Source organism: Micromonospora sp. CNZ299 (assembly GCF_002754415.1).
On sequence record NZ_PEFG01000001.1, the window covers coordinates 6,160,463 to 6,178,772 of the forward strand.

The window sequence follows — 18,310 nt, forward strand, 5'->3', positions numbered from 1 at the left end:
TAAGCACGTCGTGAGCAAGTCCGGGAAGCAGCGTGACGGCCAGGATCAGGTAGGCGCGCCTCGCGCCCGCGATCGGTTTCAGAAGGGCGGCCGGGGCGTCTCCCAGACCCGCTCGAACTCTTCGGCCACCTGCGGCCACACCAGCGCGAGACCGTCGGCCACCGAACGGATCTCCGCGGCCTGCGGCCCGCAGACGACGAACTCGTGCGGGATCACCCGTCCAGACTGATCCTTACGCCCCAGCGGGTCCGCGATGCGCAACGCAACTCGGTCCCCGGCACGGTGGCAGGTTTCCGGCGCATCACCGGCGTCCGCGAAAGCGGCCTCGTACTCCGGAAGGGGGTCCGAGAATCCACCGGTGAGTAGGAAACGAAAACCCCACGCCCGGCCGCGGGTGGCCCAGATGAAGCTCATCGCACGCTCCGGATCAGGATCTGGTTCTCTTCGCCCTTCTCCAGATCCATCCGGAAGCCGGTCAGCGTGGCCGAGAGAAACTCCTTCTTGGACAGCGCCTCGGCGTTGGCCGCTCGGAGCTTGTCCCCGGCCAGTTTCGCCGCATCGCTCAGGAGATCGGGACCGACGAGGTTCATCAGCAGGCCCAGCGGGCCGGGAAGCCTGGTCTTGGCCAGCAGCGCGGACGCCAAGTCGCCGGCACGGCCGAGTAGGCCCTCGAACACGCGTGCCGGGAGCTGCGTCAACTCATGCCATCGGTGGTGCCGCTCGAAGGGCAGGATGGCGGACAGCGGCAGGATCAGATCCAGCCCGACGCGCTCGGTCACCGTGATCTTGCCCGGCTCGAACTTCGCCGACGAGAGCAGCACGAAATCCTCGCCGATCGATAGCGCCTCGCGGCCCTCCACCAACCCGACGATGGCCTGGCGCAGCTGCTCTAGATCGTCGCAGGCCTTGGCGACGAGCAGATCACGGAACCGGTAGACGTCCAGATCCGGCAAGAGGTCGGCCTTCGACAGCGCCATCACCCAGATCCGCGGGAACTGGGCTAGCGGCTTGCCGTCCTCCAGCAGCTCGTCCCGTAGCGACAGTACGCCGTTGCGGAAGTTGCTAAACAGCGACTTGAGGTACCGATCCTCCTCGCCCGCGTTGTCGAGGAGCTTCTGACCGTCTACCAGCAACAGGGCGACGTCCGAGCTCAGCAGGGACCGGAAGCTGTCGGCGCGGCGCTGGGCCTCCTCCGGGCTCTGCACCGACTGCTCGAACCACTCACCTGGATAGTCGTGCCAGACCACCCGCAGCACGTCGAAGGGCCGGGACTTCGCCACCGCGGGATCCGACCCGTCCTTCATCTGAACTTTGAAGGCGTACGACGTGGCGGCGAACCGGGTGGTGAGCGGCAGCGTCGCGTCGTCCTTCATGCCGAGGTAGTTCTTGTGCAGCCGGTTACCCTGGCCGATGTCTTCCGCCAGGATGTGGAAGAGGCTCCTCTTCAGATACTGCGGCTCCTGGGCGGCCCCGTAGAACGATGAGAGCAGGACGGTCTTGCCGCTGCCGCTCTCCCCGAACACCGCGATGTGCTGCTCGAACGCCCTCGGTTGCATGTGAGGACTTTACGCGAACCGGCGGCGATCGCTTGTCCCCTGGCAGGAGTCCGGCACTTCGGGAAGACGGCCGGCGTAGGTGCCGCGTAGGCATGGTGGCCCGGCCTCGCCCGCTGGCGGAAGCCCGACGAAATCGGTGCCGATATCAAAAGCGTCTTCGATGGCACCACGATCGACCGGCTCATCGGCGACAGCACCGACAACTTCATCGCCGGCGGGCCCGGCGACGGGCTGTTGAGATACAGCCCCTCCCAATGAGCGCCATGTCCGGGAGCTGCCGATAGAAGAAACAGACCATCTTGCCGGCACCCATTGCGCTATTTTTCCGGGGGCTACCTGATCTGGCCACCCTTACTCGGCGATGCCCTCTGGGACGCGTTCTTCATTCGGCGTATCGGCCGGCGCGAGACGAGGGCCGCTGGTCAGGTCCTGGATCAGCAGTTCTCTGGCCATCGTCCGGAAGTTCGGGTGCAAGCCGGCGGAGGCCACCAGGAAACCGACGATGTCGGACAGGAGTTTCGCGGCGATCGGGTTGATGTGAGCACTGAAGGCTTTCGACACCGTGGTGCGTTTACGGGCGACTAGTGCCGCGCTGAGCATCTCGGCGTACTGCAGGGCTGGCAGGCATGCGTGTGGTGAACGGTTGAACCGGCCGACGAGTTCGAGAAGCTGGTTGTACCAGGCCGGGAGCAGTTGCGCGCCGCCTTGCGCGGCGGGCGGCACGATGCGGGAGAGCTGTTCGAGCATCTGCTTCTTCTCGCGGAGCGCCACCTGGCCGCCGAAGAAGTATTCGAGGAGGCAGGTCTGAACGTCGGCGGCGTGCGTGGCGCGGATGTGTTCGACCGCGCGGGAGACCGTGAGCAGGTACAGCCATGAGCAGTCGAGCAGCAGCGCGGCATGCAGGGGGTTTGCCGGGTCGAGGGTGCTCGCGGCGTCGGCGAGATGGCTGACCATCTGGGTGAGGTTGCGATAGGGCTCGTAGACCCAGAAGTCGAACTGCCGGTACTCCAGCAGCGGAGCGAGTTTGCGGTCCATCCCGGTGAACGCCTTGAGGTACTGCTCGATCTGAGTAACGTCGAACAGGCGTGCCAGTGGCGCGTCATTCAGGTCCAGTGAGATGGGGTGCTGGGATTCCAGCACGGTGAGGTCCTCTCCGGTGACGACGGCGATCTTCAGCCGGGCGGCGAGCTGCCGGGCGGCGTCGGTGGTCTTGACGGGGCGGACCATGTAGGCGGCGTCGGCACCGAAAAAGTCCCCGACACCACGAATCCAGAACATCCGTTCGGTGGTGTTCCGGGAGGTGCTCTTGCAATCGGCGATAGCGGTCTGCACGCGGAAGCCGGGCGCGATGGTGATCCCGAGAACGTCAAGGTCGGTGTACGACTCGTGACCCGGCCGGTCCTTGCTCGTCGGGACGTAGGCGCGCAGCGGCACGTCAACGCGGGTCGCGAAGCCCATGCGCCAGAGCAGACGTCGCACGGCGGCTTTCTGTGCCAGATCATGCTCGCTCACAGTGCTCCCCGGCCCATCATCACGTCGAAGAACTTGCCGTACTCCTTGTCCGGCACGCGCACCAGGTCGCGGCTGCGGGCTGCGGTTTGGAGCGGCTGTAGGTACCGGGCGTCGAGCGAGAGCATGTCGCGGGCCTGGTCGGAGGTATCGCGGCCGGTGGACATGGGCTCACCGGCGAGCAGCATGTCTCGGGCGATGGTCAACGCCTCGCGGTTGTCCGGTGTGTCGATGAGGGTGGGGCGCACCCAGCTACCCCAGGAGACGTCGTCCGGGCCGAACGTGATGATCCCGCGGTTGCGCATCAGCAAGTATTGCCGCTGTGAGGAGCTATGCGGGGAGATGCTGCCTACCTCAAGCAGGGTGTTGATGAGGTGTGCCGCCCGGGACACGTTGTTGAATCCGCCGAAGTCCTCCGCGCAGCGCACGCACGCGATGATGGCTAGGGCCTTGTCGAGGACCGGTTTGCGGGTGACGAGTAGTTCCCGGTCCAGGGTGTAGGGCAGCGTCGCGAAAGCCCGCATCGAGAGGTCCGGCAGTTGGACGGTCGGCGCGGGCACAAGGCCGCGCGCGACGGCGTCGACCAGCAGCGGGTGCTCGGTCGAGGTGATCGCCAGCCCTTGGTGGTTCTTTAGGGTCTCGAACTCGGCGAGCATCCGCTCCGGGCCATGCGTGGTGAGCAACTCGTTGAGAACGTCGGGGTGCTCGAAGGCGGTAAAAGGCGAGTAGGCGATGTCGCCGTCGATGGTCGCGACGGTCCGTAGCAGCCCGGACTGCTGGCCGATGGTCACGACTCGGCCGGCGTCGGCGCTAGACAGGTTGACCGCCTCGGAAAGGACCTCAACCGGGACCGGACCGCTGGCGAGGCGGTCCACAACGGCCAGCATCTGCTCCTCGAACTGCTTCGGTCTGCGGGACCGCCACCGGCCGCCGAGATCCTCGTACAGGTCACGGTACATCGGGACGTTCTCGGTCAGGCCGGTGACTTCGCCTGCCGGGTTACGGGTGAGTTCGACGAGCTCGGCCTCTTCGAGCAGGTCGAGAACCTGCTCGAAGGCGGTCGGGGCTACGTCCAACTCCGTAACGGCCACGGTCTCCAGCGCGTTCACGTCAGCGATGAGTTGCCGGTCCCGGATCAGCGCGGCCACATCTGCAGCCATCCCGACCAATCGGGTGGTCTTCAAGGGAATCAGGCCGGGTGAGTTCGGGTCGACCGTTCGCAGGCCAGCATGGACATCTTGACAGCGCAGACCCTCGATGTACTGCTCCATCCCCCACCTTCATCGCGTCCGTGCCGAAGTACCGGGCGCTGGGCAGAGCCGCCTCCGAAGCGGAACCGGCGGAGTCAACCCAGCCGCAACAGGTTACTCAACGCGGGCGCATCGCTTTGCCTGCCCACCGTGACCGGCCGATGCCGTGACCAGCACGGTGGAACAACGCCATGAACGCTCAAAACAGGTTATAGCGCCTTCCGTTGGGTCAGTAAAGTGCTGGCTGGCCGACCGAGTTGAAAGCGTCCCCTGCTGGGCTCGACGAAGGCGGCGTTCTCGCGGAGCATCGAGCGCACCTTCGTCTCGCTGGTAGCGACACCGTCCACCCGCCTCAGCGCATCGGTCAGTTCCCGGGCGCTCTGGTCACGTTGTGGGCTGCGAGCCAGGCGATAGAGGCACGCTCGGGTCAGGACCGCCGAGGAAACGTGATTCCCAATGATCTCGTCTCTGCCCGGTTGACTCGGTTGGAGCGTCTCGAACTGCCGTCGCGCGGCATCACGCTGTGTCAGGATCTCGGCGACAGTCGCAGCGGTGGTGGAGAGGCCAGCGCCCAGCGCAGCCTGCACCCTGGCTCTCGTCTCGGGTGTGACGACGTAGCGGACTGCACCTGCGGTAGCCAGCGCCCCGATCACGAGCCACGGCCACGGCACGCGGCGAGCGGCAGCAGTGATCCCGTGGAATACACCTTCGACGGCGAGGCCGAGAAGCGAATTTAGCGCGTGAACGAGCCTTCCGAGCGGGCCGAGGTCACCGACGGCACTCAGCTCACCGCGCCACTGCGCGTGGGCTACGTGGTCGTGCGTCTCGCCGTAAACCGCTCGGCCGGGCGCCTTGTCCTTGCTCAGCAGCGCGGCGGTCAGCAGCAGCGCCAGCGTCGCAGTGGGAACGTCGTCGGGGTCGCAGTACCTGCTGGTAGAGGACGGCTGCGCCAGGTAGTCAAGCCGTCCCTGCTCAGCGACTGTCGTGAGCCCGGCCGGCACCTCCACACAGCGCAGCAGGGGCGCAACGCTGTCCTGCCACGCCGCGCGAACGACTGAAAGACCGAGTCGCCGCTGCCCTGACCATTCCTCCATGTGTTCCTCGACCTCGTGCAGGACGTGTGGTGCGCAGAACAGTCTCAGGACACCCGAGTTGGCCGCGTTCAGCATCAGCGTGCGCGGCTGACCGGCAGCGACCCGCAGCAGGTCGTCCCGGAGCGCGTTGGCGTCCACGACGACAGGAAAGACCTCGGGCAGTAGCGCCGCAGCAAACCGGCCACGCTCGTCCGGGCGAACGACGGGCTTCGCCGAACTTTGTTGATGAGCAAGATCTAGCATGCCCCGGATGACATCTGCCGGCGACGGCGGCGTCCGGGAAGGACTCTGCTCCGCAGCGGTCATCATCGCCTCCCCTTTGACATCGCACCGGCCTCGGAGGCTCAATCGCCACCGCCGAGGCTTGCCCTAAGGATCATGCAATCGGGGTGGGCATGTCGAGCACGTGCTGGTGAGTTGAGTCATGCGCGCCGGCGCCTGTTTCTCAACCTTCGCGTTCGGTACGTCTGAGCGCGCAAGCTGCGGGTCTGCTCGGGAAGTGGCCCTAGAACCAGCTGAAGCGGGCCGTGGATGCGACGCTGCGCCGCGGTCTGCGAAAGCAGCGCAGCGTCGCAATCTTCTCCAGGTTGGAACTGTGGGCCGAGGATGATCAATGCCCGGAGTACCTCCCTCAGGTAGCCGTACAGCCGGCGGGGGAGGTTGAGGAGGTCATCGGCTTGTTTGTCCTTCAGCGGGCTGCCGTGCACGACGGCGGACCGGATGCCGTAGGCGGTCTTGACGTCGTGGTAGATCGCCACCCGGTCGTCGCCGTCACCGTCGCCGATCAAAATCGCAGCGCGCTGCGCGACCTTGCGGCCGTAGTCTCCGTCATTGGAGTCTGGTACGAGCAGGTGCTCCAGTGCCGAGATGAGCCAAAAGATCACTTCGGGGCGGTCGCGGGGCCGGGTCACGTCGCCGTTGGTGCCAAGGAAGGTGCTGAGCGCCAGCAGCCGGTGGGTGCTGCGTCGCAACCTGCCTTCGGCAGCCTTTAGCGCCTTGCCACCCTGCTTGCTCAACGGAGCTGTGGATACGTGGAATGCTTGCAGGTACGGTTCGAGGACCGCCACGGTCTGCAGCATCATGGCGACCTCGTCCGGGCTGGGTCGATATGGCCCCCACGCGGGCTCCTCCCACATGACCTCGCCATTACCGTTGTCGACCAGGCCGAGGCCGGTGCCGCGAATCCGATCGACGACGCGGCCGGGCTCGATCTGATACTCGGCGCCGACGACGACGCGGTCATAAGCAGCCAGGTTGATCAGCAGCAGTGGTGCCCACGCCTCGATCGCCACTTCCGCCTCGGTCAAATCGGTCCCCAGCGCGGCGGGAAACCACGTGTTCGCCCGTGGCTCAAGCCCGGGGTCGGCCTGGCGCAGGACGACGCATCCACCGTTGCGGAGGGCGTCGTCTCACGGGTCCTGGGCGAATCCACGCGCTGACGGCAGCGGGGTCAGCGCGTCCAGGTCGTCGGGACCGATCCGGGCCAGCGTCCATCCGGCTATCTGGTGCTGTCCGGTCATCGGCATGTCGGCATCGATGACGTACATCCTCTCGCCGGGTACCGGCGGCCCGGCCAAATACCCGGCGAGGTCGGACACGACCTGGTCCGGGATCACCGGCTCCGGCAGGTCGGCGACGAGGTCAGCAATACCGAGGGCGTGTAGCGTCCTACGGTTCAGCCGGCGACCCCAGGTTTCCAGGTCGGGGTCCGGTGGGTCGTCGAAGTCGAGGGTGTGCAGGTAGCCGCTGGTGCGGGCAACGGTGGTGGCGTGGTCGTTGACCTGGCGTAGCCGGTTGGTAATGCCTGCCTTTACGTCCGGTGCTGGGTCCTCCAGGCTGCTGCGGTGTTGCCACAGGAAGGCGGCCAAGTCGCGGATTGCGTCCATCAGGGTCTGGTGCGCGTCTGTGCCCACCGGCAAATCCTGTCATTATCCGGACCTCGCGGCCAGGACGACCATATGTCGGAGATCGGAATCCTTGCCCCTGTGAGCTGCAATGGAGTCCGTGCCTCCTCGTCGTCGTACCCGCGCTGTCCCCGCTCGCCAACCTTTCGAATCGCCTTGGCAGCGGGTGGCCGCAGCAGCGACAGCCCTGGCAGCGGTCGGCGCCTTGCTCGTGAGCAGCATTTCGATCATCTATACGGGACGCTCAGTCGATGCTGCCCGACAGCAGGTCGAACTGCAGGAGCGGGGTCAGATCACAGATCGGTTTGCACGAGCAGTAGAGCAACTTGGCGCGGAGCAGACCAGCGTACGACTAGGTGCGATCTATGCACTTGAGCGCATCATGCGTGACTCGCCAGCGGATCAATCGGCAATAATTGAGGTTTTGTGTGGATTTGTGCGGGATCGGTCCCCGAACAAGGGCACCAGCTACGACCCGTACGAGTTCAGCTGGGCGGCCTTCACGGAGAAGCCCTGGGTCCGCCGGCTTCCGCCTACGGACATCCAAGCGGCGGTCACCGTCCTCGGCCGTCGCGACAGCGGTGCCGACGGTGGCACCATTGTCGACCTTTCCGGCGCCCACCTTGACGGCGCGACTTTCGTCGGCCACTTCCAGCGCGCAAACCTCACTCGCTCCTCTCTTGTAAAGGCGAACTTGTGGGGTGACTTCGAAAAAGCGGACTTCACGGAGTCGGATCTTGCGGGAGCGAAAGCCACCGGAAGAGTGATGACCGCAGTTACCCTGAAGTACGCTCGTCTCGACCAAGCGGACTTCAGTTACGCCCATCTCGAGCGCTCGGACTTGTCCGGCATCTCCGGGTCGGTCGTGAACCTCAGATCCGCGTTGCTTGCCGAGGCTGACCTGTCTGATGCCCGAATGCACGGCGCAGGCTTACAGTTTGCTCAGCTCCAGAGCGCATTGCTGCGAAGGGCCGACCTATCGAGAGCGTCGTTCGGACCCGCAAACGTCCAGGCCGCCGATTTCGAAGGTGCCGACCTGCGCGGCGCAAACTTCATCGAGACGAACAACATGCCCCACCAACTCAACTGCGTAAAAGTTGATGAACAGACGCGGCTGCGAAGCCAGACGACGGTGAGCCAAATCGACTGCGCCACCGGTTAGGATGGAGAAATTGTTAGCGAGCACGCAGAATTTACCAGGTCGGTGACCCCTGCGCCTCGACTCGACCAATCTTTCGCCAGCACGCCATCGCCCGGGAGCGGGGTGGCGGGGCTTCGCACTGACCGCAGAATCCGGCGTCGTTGTAGAAGCCCGCGAAGGTTACCGCGGCGTACCGGTACGGCTGGGTGAAGGCGTCAGCTATCCGTTGTGCCTCTGCCAGGTCCACCGGTCGGCCGGATCCGTTGCTCGCCACGATCCCGGAAAGCGGCAGCCACCATTGCTGGCCGCTGTGACGCTGCGAGGGGACCGGTTGGGCGGTGGGTGCGACGAGTTCGATGTGGGCTGCCGGTCGCGCGCACCGCGCACGGTGGTTTCGCGACGAAGGCCTGGGGCATGACTCTCATCTTCCCCTGTTCGTTAGGCGACCACGCGCAGCCGTCGGACGGTATCGCTGGCATGGTCGGGCTGGGTGGTTTCCCATCGACGTTGCAGCGCTTCGACGACGGTGGTGATCATCGGCTCGGTGACGTGGCTGTAGATACCCCGTACACCGGCGAGGCGGTGACCGAGGCGGCGGGCTTGGGTGATCTCGGGGATGCCGTCCTCGATTAGCCAGGTCTTGTGGGTGTGGCGCAGGTCGTGGAAGTGCATGCCGGGCAGGACCGGTGGGATGCCCCGTTGAGGGTTGCCGGTGACGGCTGGGGTCCAGGCGCGGCGGTTGAAGTTGGAGCGCCGCTGGTGATGACCGCGAGCCCCGGGGAAGACGAGGTCGTGGGGTTGTTCGGCGAGGTGGACGGTGAGCAGGGTGGTCAGGAAGCGGGGTAGCCGGATGTGGCGGACGCTGTCGTTGGTCTTGGGTGGGCCGAGGAACAGCTTGCCTTCGACCTCGTGCAGTGCGCCGACGTCGGGGTGGACGTGGATACTGCCGGTGGTGAGGTCGACGTTGTCGCGGGTGAGTCCGGTGAGTTCTCCCCAGCGCATGCCGGTGTAGGCGGCGGTGAGGATGAGCAGTCCGTCGCTGGGGCGGGCTTGGCGGGCGACGATCGCAGCGACCTGCTCGGCGGTGGCATGCGGTCGTTCAGCGCGGATGCCTTTGGGGATGCGGACTCCCCGGCAAGGGTTGAAGGGAACGCGGCGGTCTTCGACGGCCTCTTGCAGAACCATCGACAGGACCATGATCACGTCGGCGACGGATCGTGGTGAGAGGCGTTTGCCGAGGGCGACGGCGAGGGTTTTGACGTGTTGGCGGCGGATGTCGACCAGCGGCAGCGGGCCGAGGGCGGGCAGGATGTGCAGCCGTAGGTGACTGCGGTAGGCGGCCCAGGTGGCGGGGCCCGCTTGGTGGGTTGTTTCCCAGATCGGGACCCAGTCGGCGAGGGGGATGCGTCCCCCTCGGGGGTCGATGAAGGTGTCCCGGGCGGTTTCGACGTCGATTTCCTTGGCGCGGATGACCGCGTCGGCGCGCAGGTCGTGGGCTGAGTCGGTGGTGACGGTGCCGTCGGGCATGCGCAGGCGTACGCGGAATCGGGTGCCGCGTTTTTCTACCCAGGCCATGGTGTGGTCTCCGTCCGGTTGGTGTCGGGTGCGGTGGTGATTGACGCGTGGCTGTCGGGGTGGGGCAAGTCGCCGGTGGGGTGCCGGCGTCGTCGGGGGGCGCGCCGGCCGGTGGGGGGTTGGGCGGCGGCGGCGATGATGGCGGCGAGGTCGGCGGCTGAGAAGCGCAGGTGCTTGCCGAGGAAAGTGCAAGGAATCTGGCGGCGGCCGGCGCGTCGGCGCAGCCATGACTCCGGCACGCGGAGTCGGGCGGCAGCCTCGGCTGGGGTGTAGAGCTGCGGACCCTTCTCGTTGTGGACTGCTGGGCGGTGGTCGACGGTGGGGGCGGTCGGTGGTGGTCGGCGTCGGGCTCGGGGCAGGTTGGCAGACATCGGTGGACTCCCGAACGTCGGAGGTTCTGGCGGCTGGACACCGCGGGTGGTGGCTCGTCGCGGACGCTGTGTGGATGCGCCCACGACGAGCCACCCTGTGCTGGCGGTGGCTAGGTGTGCTGGCAGAGCAGCAGTCGCAGGGCGGTCGCCGCTTGGGCGGGGACGACGCCGTTGCCGAGGACCCGCAGTGCGGTGGTGCGGGGCAGCCCGAGGTTGGGGTTGGTGACCCAGTGCTCGGGCAGGCCCATGAGCCACTCCACGAACGGCGGTGCGAGGACGGGTTTGCCGTGCCGGCCGGTTTGCGTGGGTTCGGGTGCGGGGCGGCCGAGCAGTAGCTCCCAGCGGGCGACCGCGTCGGCGTAGCCGCCCCACCGTTGCTCGTCGGGCTGCCCGAGGGCGGCGATGGTGGTGCGCAGGTCCGCGCCGCCGTCGCCGTGGCGCCCGGGGCCGCGCCCGTCGGACGCGCGCGGGGTGGGCAGGATCCGGGCCGGGACCCGCACTGCCGCGGAGGGGAGGGTGAGGTCTCCGTGGGAGCCGCGCTGCCCTGGGCAGCCCTTTTCGCCGTCGGTGGCCCGCGGGGTGGGCAGCAGCACCTCGGACAGTGGGGGCCGGAACCCGGTGCCCGCGCGTCGTCCGGGCGTGCCGGTGTCGCTCGCCCTGGGGGTGGGCAGTAGCCGTGCGGCGTCGGTGCGCGTGTGCCGGTGGTGGCCAGTGCGAGCGATGTGCCCCGCGGTGGTGGTTGGTAGGAGGCCGTCGGTGGAGCCCGACGGTTCGATGAGGTCGGGCAGGCCGTGCTGGTGGCCGGGTCCTTTGCCGTCACGGGCGCAGGGTGTCGGCAGCGTCCGCATCTCCCCCGGGTCGTGGGGTGGGTGCGGCCAGCAGGAACAGCCGGTCGCGGCGGTGGGCGGCGCCGATGTCGGACGCGCGTAGGCACGTCCAGCTTGTGTCGTACCCGATCGTGGCCAGGTCGGCTTCGACGACGTCGAGTCCTCGCCGCAGGAGGGCGGCGACGTTCTCCACGAACACGAGCGGTGGTCGAAGGACGCGAACGGCGTCGGCGACGGCACTCCACAGGCTGGAGTGCTCTCCGGTGATGCCGGCGCGCTTGCCGGCGTTGGAGATGTCCTGGCACGGGAACCCGGCGGTGAGGACGTCGACGGGCGCGACGCGGGTCCAGTCGACGGTGCGGATGTCGCCGAGGTTGGGCACAGCGGGCCAGTGGTGGGCGCAGACGGTGGTGGCGTGCCGGTCGGTCTCGGCGTACCAGGTGAGCTGGCCGCCGAGCACCAGCTCGACGGCCATGTCGAGGCCGCCGTAGCCGGTGCACAGCGATCCGATGCGGGGGGCGGTGGTGTGGGCAATGCTCACGCCACCTCCCCGCGCCCGGCGTCGCCTGTCGACGGCTCGCCCTGCGGGCAGGACCAGGGGCCACAGCCAGGCGCTTCTGCGGGTTGGGAACGTGGGCGCAGCTGTACTTTGTCGAGTGGTACTCGCTGTCTGTGCAGGAAGAATTGGCCGCGCAAGGGATGTCCGTCCGCGTTGGCCTGGGCGGAGCCGTTGCGGATGGACCGGTCGAAGGCGACGGCGTCCGCCCATTCCCGTGGGCTGTGCTCGCGCAGGGCGAACCAGAAGCCGTCGTCGTGGAAGGGGCAGCCCACGCACGATGACTTCGGGGTGTCGGCGAGACCGTGCTCGGCCAGGAAGCGTAGACAGTCGGTACGTCGCCAACCGACGTCGAGCAGCGGGTGCACGTTGCGCATGTAGGCGACGTCGGAGTCCCGGGCCCGACCGATCTCGTCGAGGCTGATCCCGATCGCGACCTCTGCCCGGACCCCTGCCGGGACGCGCCTCGGGTGTGGGTAGCCCAGCCGGCGCCGCACTTCAGCCTTGATGGGTTTGATCTTGTATTCGGAGGTGCACTGCCGGCGGGCCATGCCCCGCTCGCCGTTAGGACCGAGGGTGAACATGGGCATGGAGGCGAACCGGTGGAGTGGGTCGAGCGCGTCAGCTCGGATGTCACCGGCGCTCACGCGTACCACCTCGATTCCGGCCTGCTCGGCGATGCCGGTCAGGCGGTCCAGGTGCCGGTAGACCGCTGCCGGTTCCCAGCCGGTGTCGGCGAAGATCGCCGCGGTGAACCCGGGGATCGCCCCCTGGGCGGCGAGCAGCAGGAGCGTCGAGCTCTGCACGCCGGCGCCCAGGGACAGGTAGCGGTGGGTGGGTGGGTGGGCTCACGCAACCACCCCTGGCCCGTCCTCAGGCCTGCGCGTGTTGGTGAAGATCAGAACGTCTTCGTGGGCGATGAGGTGCATCGGCACCCCGGACGAGCGGGCCTTGCGGACCTGTTGGAGTTGGAAGAACGACGGGCGGGCGACGAGCTGCCCGTGACGGACGGCGGCGAGGAGGGCAACGCACCGCTCGGTCGGCACGAGGCCGGCGCGCAGGCCGGCGGCGATGACGGCGCTGGGCAGGTCGACCAGCTCGCCGCGCTTGCGCCACGGGCGGGCGGTGACCACGACGGCGCCGCCGGGGCGTAGCAGGGTGGCGCAGCCGCGCAGAATCTCGGCGAAGCCGTCGGTGAGACCGGTCAGGTCGCGGTAGGCGAGGTTGCCCTTGTCCTCGCCGTCGTTGTACCGGTCGTCGTACTTGACGACGCCGTGCTCGCCGGGGCGGACAAGGCCGTGGACGGTGGGACCGTACGGCGGTGAGGTGACCACGAGCGCCACCTGCCCGGTGAGGGCCTTCGGCACCAGCGACATCAGCCGGGTCGCGTCGCCGCGGATGACGGACGCGCGTCCGCTGGCGCCCTGGTCGTGGGCGTGGCGGATGTTGGCGTCGGCGATGTTCGACCATTGCGGCTCGTATTCGATGCCGAAGGCGTCGCGGCCGGCGTGGACGGCCTCGACCAGGGTGGTGCCGATGCCGCACATCGGGTCCAGGACCAGATCGCCGGGCTGGGTGTAGGCGGCGATCGCGTGGGCGGCGATCGCGGGCAGCATCCGGGCGGGATGCTTGACCGATTCCGGCACGTACCGGCCGCGTCGCTGGACGGGGCCGGTCGACTGGGCGGTGGCCCAGACGGACAGGCCCTCAGGATTGGCGCGGTGGCGGCCTTCGTAGTCGCGGTGCCGGCCCGGGTAGTCCTCGCCGGCGGCGGAGCTGTTGGTGTCCGGCTCGCCCGCGCCGGAAGATCCCGCGGTGGTGTGTTCAGCCACGGCGCTCACCGCCGTCGCGACCACGGCGCCGTCCCGACCCCGAGGCAGATGCCGGGTGGGGGGTGAAGACCATCAGGTCGGCGTGCACCCGCAAGTGGGCGACCGACCACTGCTCGGGGTTGGCGTGGACCAGGGTGAGCAGCTCCTCATCCGTGCCGAAGTAGATGAATTGGTCGCCGTCGGTGTCGGCCTCGACGGCGACGATGTGCTGCAGGTAGCCCAGTCCCGCCGCGGAGGCGGCGGCCACGAGCGGCCCGAAGTCCTCCGGCGTGGGCTGCGTGCCGGCGGGGACGCCGACGACGAGGACGAGGCAGCCGCCGGGGCGCAGCAGCCGCGCGCAGGCAGCGAGGAGCCAGGCGAGGCGGACCCGGCCGATCGTGCCCGCCTCATGCAGCGGCCACGAGGCGACCACCAGGCTGATGGCCGCGTCCAGCGGCCCGTCGTCGGGCGGCCGGACGACCGCCGTGTCGGTGCCGGGCAGGTCGGGGTCGGTGAGGTCGTCGCCGAACCAGTCGACCAGCTCGGGCGGGTCGTGCGCGTCGCCGGCCTCCGGCTCGCCGGGCGCGGTGAGCGGGTTGGTTGCGGTCGTGGGCGCCGGCGGTCCGGCGGTGGCGGGTCCGATGATCAGGTTGGAGCTGTCGGTGAACCAGGCGCGGTGGTGCTGGCGACGACCCTGGGCGCAGATGGGTGCGAGGACGTGGTCGGTGGTGAGGTCGACCACCGCTTCCCCGGGTCGGCTGTAGGCGGCGACGAGGCGGTAGGCCAGACGGGTGGGCAGGCTGGTGTGCGGGTCGGCGTCGGTACGGGCCGTGCGCCAGACCGTGATCGGTACCGGCGGGTCGCCGGCGATCAGGTCAATGAGAGTGGAGTCGGCCGGCTCGCTGTGGTCGGCCTGCGGGTGTGGGTGCGGCGTGTGCTCGCTCATGTGCTGTCGGCTCCGCGCCGCGCCGTGAAGCGCTGACATCCCCGAACCGGGTTTTGTGAGCCCCGGCGAACACTTGCCGAACCCACAACCGCTCACAACGCTCGACCCGGCAGCGGCTTGTCCCGGTCTTCCTCGTCCTGCCTGGTGCGCGCGACGTAACAGCCGCCATCGGCATTCGCCCTACCGAGACGGGACCGGCCTCGTCCCTACTCACCCCTGTCACTGACGCTGGGTCACTGACAGAAGGCGCTGACGGTGCCGGCGCCGGTTAAGGAGAACGCGTCGGGCGTCGACGTAGACATGAGCATTGACCGGCACTGTGAGACGCGCCGAGCGTCGTGTGTGCGGGGCCGTTGTCATCGGCGCGGCGCCGCCTGTCACAGGGTGCGGAATGTCCAGCGGTGACAGCCTGCCCCCGACTGTCACAGGTACGTCCGCAGCCCGCGCGTGCCGTCCCCGGCGAGCGGTGACAGTGGCGCTGTGAGCCGACCCGGTTGTCACAGCCGGCCGCGCGTGTCCCCTGTGAGGTCGTCCGCGCCGTCTCGCGGGTCGCGACGTGAGCCTGCGTCACCAGCTCCGAACAGCGCGCCGTCACAGGCTCTGTCAGGGTGTCACAGGGCAGGTCAACTAGCCTTTGTCAGGCTATTGCCAACGATTAGCGGCGATGGCGCGCCGTGCGGGCGGGCCACTGACAGAGGCCCGGTTCGAGGGCGACGAACAGCGCCGTGAGCGGCTCTGTCAGGACCTTGTGAGCTCTCTGTGGCGCAATCGATGCCACCGATCGCCGTGACAACGCCGGCGACGGCATTCGCATCCCTTCGGTGTCACAGGAGTGTTGACATGAGCGCGTCCGACGCTACGAACTGGCCGACTTCCGCCCTCGACGCGGCGGCGACCGCCTACGCCGCGCTGACCTGCGAGCCTGCGCCGCTGGCTCTCGACTGCACGGCGTTCTTCTCCGACGCGGGTCTGCCGCGGCCGGTGATGCCGCTGCCCGCAGTGCGGGACTGGCTGTTGCGACACCCCCGCGCATACACGGCGCGTGACGAGGTATGGCGGGAGCTGATCCGACGCGCCCGGCTCGACGGGCCGCACTGGGTCGTCGCCGCGGTCGGCATGGCGATGCCGGCGCTACAGCGGTACGCGGCCCACTTGTGCGAGGGCTACACCGGCGACCCTGCGGATATCGACGCCGAGATCCTGACCGGGTTCCTGAGCGCGCTCCGCGACCGGGCCGACCTTTCCAAACCCGCGCCGTACGCGAGCCTGTGCAAGGCGGCGTGGCGAGCCGGGCGGGACCTGCGGCTGCGGCAGCATGAGTACCTGCCGGTGCAGGACATCGAGCACCTCGTTTCCGGCTCCCGCACTCCGCCGGTGCCGTACGGGCATCCGGATCTTCTGGTCCGCCGCGCGGTGACCCTCGGGATCCTCGACCCGGAGGACGAGCAGCCCTACATCGACGTGCGGCTCGGTCGTCGGGCGATTGAGCCCATCGCCGCGAGGAATGGTGTCAGCGTCGACGCCCTGCGCATGCGGCTGTCCCGCATCGACAGCCGCGTCGCCGAGGCCCTCGCGGACGGGCTGCTGACCGGGGTCGCGTCGCCGGAGACCACGGCGCGGCTGCGGCAGCAGGCCGAGCAGCGCGGCGGGCGTCGCGCAGGACGTGCCGCGGCCGGCCGCCGCGAAGCCGCCCGGCAGCACGCTTCGGCAGCAGCCGCCTGACAACCAACCGGCACGGCTGTGGCCCGACATACCCGTCGGGCCACAGCCGTTTCCGCGTACCGAGCGCCCGTCCCAGCAGAGCTGTTCCGGAGGCAGCGCGCTGGCAGAAGAGAACCGGCGCAAAATTGCCAGCCGACCTGCCCCGCCGGCACGTTTTGCGGCGCAGGCGCCGCTCAGCCGTCCCCCTCCGCTCCGACGATCAGAACCTCTCCGCCATCGTCCTAGGCACCCTAGAACGGGCGAACCGATGCGGCCTTGTCAAGAACTGTGAGCCCCAACGGCACTCACACCGCTCGAACACAGCCCGTTCCGATCCGGTTGTGAGTCCTCGCCCGCAGGCAACGCCGGCGACAGTGAAAGGCCCTGACCTGCCCTGTGAGCCCTGCCTGGACCGGGGTGAGCGCGGCAAGTGTTCGCCAGGGCTCACCAATCCCGGTTTGGGGGTGCGGGACTTTCAGCGAGCCATACCGCTCGCCGGTCCCGCCCGCCGCCGGGCGACACGAGCAGCCGCGATCCGCGCGCCTCGGGTGCCGCGCCAATTGATGCGCTGACACCACATTGATGACCGCAACCCACCCCTGAGGGAGGACGAGCTCCTCCCGGGGCTCACGCGGTTCGTGCGCTTCTCGCCTGCGCCCGGCGGCGGTCCCATCGGACCGTTTCGAGCAATCGCCGCCCCCGGTCACACGTCTTCGTGATCGGGGGCGGCGGGAGGTGAACCGCAATGTCCCGCACCCCACAGCACACTCTCCGAATCCCGCGACTCGTTCGTCTCGCACTCCGGGCGGCCGTACCGCTGGTCGGCGTCGGCCTGTCACTCGCCGCCCCGGCCGCCGCGTCTGCCGATCCGGGCGGCGCCGTCTACCTGGCGGCGAACTCGCTGCCGGTGGTGATCGCCAATCTGCAGGCCTGGGTCATGGGCATCCTGGCCGCTATCGCCACCCTCTTCCTCGTCCTGGCCGGCGTGTACTGGGCCACCGCCGGTGGTGACCCGTCGCAGGTTGAGAAAGGCAAGCTCGCCCTGCGCAACGCGCTGATCGGCTACGGGCTGGCCGTCCTCGCGCCGATCTTGCTGCAGGTCGTACAGGGCATCGTCGGGGTCTGATCGTCATGGGATGGGTCCTCGACCAGGTTCTTGATTGGCTCACCACGGCGATCCTGGCCTGCCTCAACGCGATCTTCGACCTCATTACCGGCATTCTGCTCACCACACCGAAGGTCACCGTGCTGCCGCAGGTGCAGGCGCTCACCGGCCGGTCGGTCTGGATCGTGGACACCGTCTTCGTGTTGGCGTTCGTCGCCGCCGGCGTGCTCGTCATGATCGCCGGCGGCGACGAACAGTCCCGGTACACGGTCAAGGACCTCCTACCGCGGCTGGTCGTCGGGTTCACTGCCGCGCACTTCTCCCAGTTGGCCTGCGACCAGCTCATCGATGTGGCCAACGCCCTGACCGCGGCGATCAGCGAGGGCGGCTACGACGGCGACGGCGCGTTCACCGCGATCCGCGCCCACCTCGCGGCGGCACAGGACCACACCGTCCCGCTGCTGTTCCTGATCCTGATCCTGCTCATCACCGTTCTGGTCGTGACGGCGGCGTTTCAGCTGATTGGCCGGTTCGTGGCGCTGCTGGTGATGACGAGCATCGCGCCGCTGGCGCTGGCCTGCCACGCGCTGCCGCAGACCGACGGTCTCGCCCGGCTGTGGTGGCGCGCCTACGCCGGATGCCTGGCGATCCCCGTGGCGCAGGCGTTCTTCCTCACCGCGGGGCAGCAGACACTGCTCGACCCGGCGACCATGCTGCCCGTGTTCGGCCTGCCCGTCGACCCGGGCGGCACGCTGAATCTCCTGGTCGTGGTGGTGCTGCTGTGGACCACCGTCAAGATCCCCACATTGTTGGCCCGCTGGGCGGGCCAGGCCGGACGTGGCACGAGCAGCATGCTCGGCGCGGTGGTCCGCGTCGTTGTGGTGCAGCAGCTCGCCCGCGCCGTCCCTGGCCTGAACACCCTTCGGAGGACCATCAAATGACCCGCCCTGATCCCGAAGCGCCA

Annotated in this window: 18 protein-coding genes; 4 read left to right on the forward strand and 14 right to left on the reverse strand. The window is 68.4% G+C overall.

Features of this window, described 5'->3' with window-relative positions:
- Positions 1-78: 78 nt before the first annotated feature.
- The 7 genes from CLT68_RS33555 to CLT68_RS27850 form a co-directional block, all read right to left on the reverse strand.
- On the reverse strand, positions 79-216 hold the full coding sequence (locus CLT68_RS33555; RefSeq protein ID WP_199177166.1) for a hypothetical protein: 138 nt from the start codon (positions 214-216) through the stop codon (positions 79-81).
- A gap of 194 nt (positions 217-410) precedes the next feature.
- Positions 411-1,556, reverse strand: a complete 1,146-nt coding sequence (locus tag CLT68_RS27825; RefSeq protein ID WP_099855374.1) for a TRAFAC clade GTPase domain-containing protein — start codon at positions 1,554-1,556, stop codon at positions 411-413.
- Between the two features lie 351 nt (positions 1,557-1,907).
- Positions 1,908-3,068 (reverse strand): hypothetical protein, encoded by a 1,161-nt coding sequence (locus CLT68_RS27830; protein ID WP_099855376.1) that lies wholly within the window; start codon positions 3,066-3,068, stop codon positions 1,908-1,910.
- Positions 3,065-4,336, reverse strand: a complete 1,272-nt coding sequence (locus CLT68_RS27835) for a hypothetical protein (protein ID WP_143743277.1) — start codon at positions 4,334-4,336, stop codon at positions 3,065-3,067. The genes CLT68_RS27830 and CLT68_RS27835 overlap by 4 nt, the downstream gene beginning before the upstream one ends.
- A 188-nt stretch (positions 4,337-4,524) precedes the next feature.
- The gene (locus CLT68_RS27840) at positions 4,525-5,715 is read right to left on the reverse strand and encodes a PIN domain-containing protein (RefSeq protein WP_158240954.1); all 1,191 of its coding nucleotides are present in this window, start codon (positions 5,713-5,715) and stop codon (positions 4,525-4,527) included.
- Positions 5,716-5,831: 116 nt separating this feature from the next.
- Positions 5,832-6,716 carry a HEPN domain-containing protein gene (locus CLT68_RS27845; RefSeq protein WP_143743278.1) on the reverse strand — a complete coding sequence of 295 codons (885 nt, stop codon included), beginning with the start codon at positions 6,714-6,716 and terminating at the stop codon, positions 5,832-5,834.
- 102 nt (positions 6,717-6,818) lie between these two features.
- A complete protein-coding gene (locus CLT68_RS27850; protein WP_099855385.1) occupies positions 6,819-7,322 on the reverse strand; it encodes a hypothetical protein in 504 nt (167 codons plus the stop codon).
- 157 nt (positions 7,323-7,479) lie between these two features.
- Between CLT68_RS27850 and CLT68_RS27855 the strand changes: the two genes are divergently transcribed.
- A complete protein-coding gene (locus tag CLT68_RS27855; RefSeq protein ID WP_158240955.1) occupies positions 7,480-8,475 on the forward strand; it encodes a pentapeptide repeat-containing protein in 996 nt (331 codons plus the stop codon).
- Positions 8,476-8,892: 417 nt separating this feature from the next.
- On the opposite strand, the gene CLT68_RS27860 is transcribed toward CLT68_RS27855, so the two are convergent.
- The 7 genes from CLT68_RS27860 to CLT68_RS27890 form a co-directional block, all read right to left on the reverse strand.
- The gene (locus CLT68_RS27860; protein ID WP_099855390.1) at positions 8,893-10,029 is read right to left on the reverse strand and encodes a tyrosine-type recombinase/integrase; all 1,137 of its coding nucleotides are present in this window, start codon (positions 10,027-10,029) and stop codon (positions 8,893-8,895) included.
- Entirely contained in the window at positions 10,017-10,400 is a 384-nt protein-coding gene (locus tag CLT68_RS34000; RefSeq protein ID WP_141910263.1) for a helix-turn-helix domain-containing protein, read from the reverse strand. Before CLT68_RS34000 ends, CLT68_RS27860 begins: the two co-directional genes overlap by 13 nt.
- 110 nt (positions 10,401-10,510) lie before the next feature.
- Positions 10,511-11,248 carry a hypothetical protein gene (locus CLT68_RS27870; protein WP_099855392.1) on the reverse strand — a complete coding sequence of 246 codons (738 nt, stop codon included), beginning with the start codon at positions 11,246-11,248 and terminating at the stop codon, positions 10,511-10,513.
- On the reverse strand, positions 11,217-11,768 hold the full coding sequence (locus CLT68_RS27875) for a DNA cytosine methyltransferase (protein ID WP_099855394.1): 552 nt from the start codon (positions 11,766-11,768) through the stop codon (positions 11,217-11,219). Before CLT68_RS27875 ends, CLT68_RS27870 begins: the two co-directional genes overlap by 32 nt.
- Complete coding sequence (locus tag CLT68_RS27880) at positions 11,765-12,589, reverse strand: hypothetical protein (RefSeq protein WP_486482344.1); 825 nt, start codon at positions 12,587-12,589, stop codon at positions 11,765-11,767. The genes CLT68_RS27875 and CLT68_RS27880 overlap by 4 nt, the downstream gene beginning before the upstream one ends.
- A gap of 42 nt (positions 12,590-12,631) precedes the next feature.
- Positions 12,632-13,624, reverse strand: a complete 993-nt coding sequence (locus CLT68_RS27885) for a TRM11 family SAM-dependent methyltransferase (RefSeq protein ID WP_370453024.1) — start codon at positions 13,622-13,624, stop codon at positions 12,632-12,634.
- Entirely contained in the window at positions 13,608-14,540 is a 933-nt protein-coding gene (locus CLT68_RS27890; RefSeq protein ID WP_099855400.1) for a hypothetical protein, read from the reverse strand. The genes CLT68_RS27885 and CLT68_RS27890 overlap by 17 nt, the downstream gene beginning before the upstream one ends.
- An 840-nt stretch (positions 14,541-15,380) precedes the next feature.
- Between CLT68_RS27890 and CLT68_RS27895 the strand changes: the two genes are divergently transcribed.
- From CLT68_RS27895 to CLT68_RS27905, 3 genes are all read left to right on the forward strand, one after another.
- Positions 15,381-16,262, forward strand: a complete 882-nt coding sequence (locus tag CLT68_RS27895; RefSeq protein WP_099855402.1) for a hypothetical protein — start codon at positions 15,381-15,383, stop codon at positions 16,260-16,262.
- Positions 16,263-16,986: 724 nt separating this feature from the next.
- The gene (locus CLT68_RS27900) at positions 16,987-17,367 is read left to right on the forward strand and encodes a pilin (protein ID WP_099855404.1); all 381 of its coding nucleotides are present in this window, start codon (positions 16,987-16,989) and stop codon (positions 17,365-17,367) included.
- 5 nt (positions 17,368-17,372) lie between these two features.
- Entirely contained in the window at positions 17,373-18,287 is a 915-nt protein-coding gene (locus CLT68_RS27905; protein ID WP_099855406.1) for a conjugal transfer protein TrbL family protein, read from the forward strand.
- The last annotated feature ends 23 nt before the right edge of the window (positions 18,288-18,310 follow it).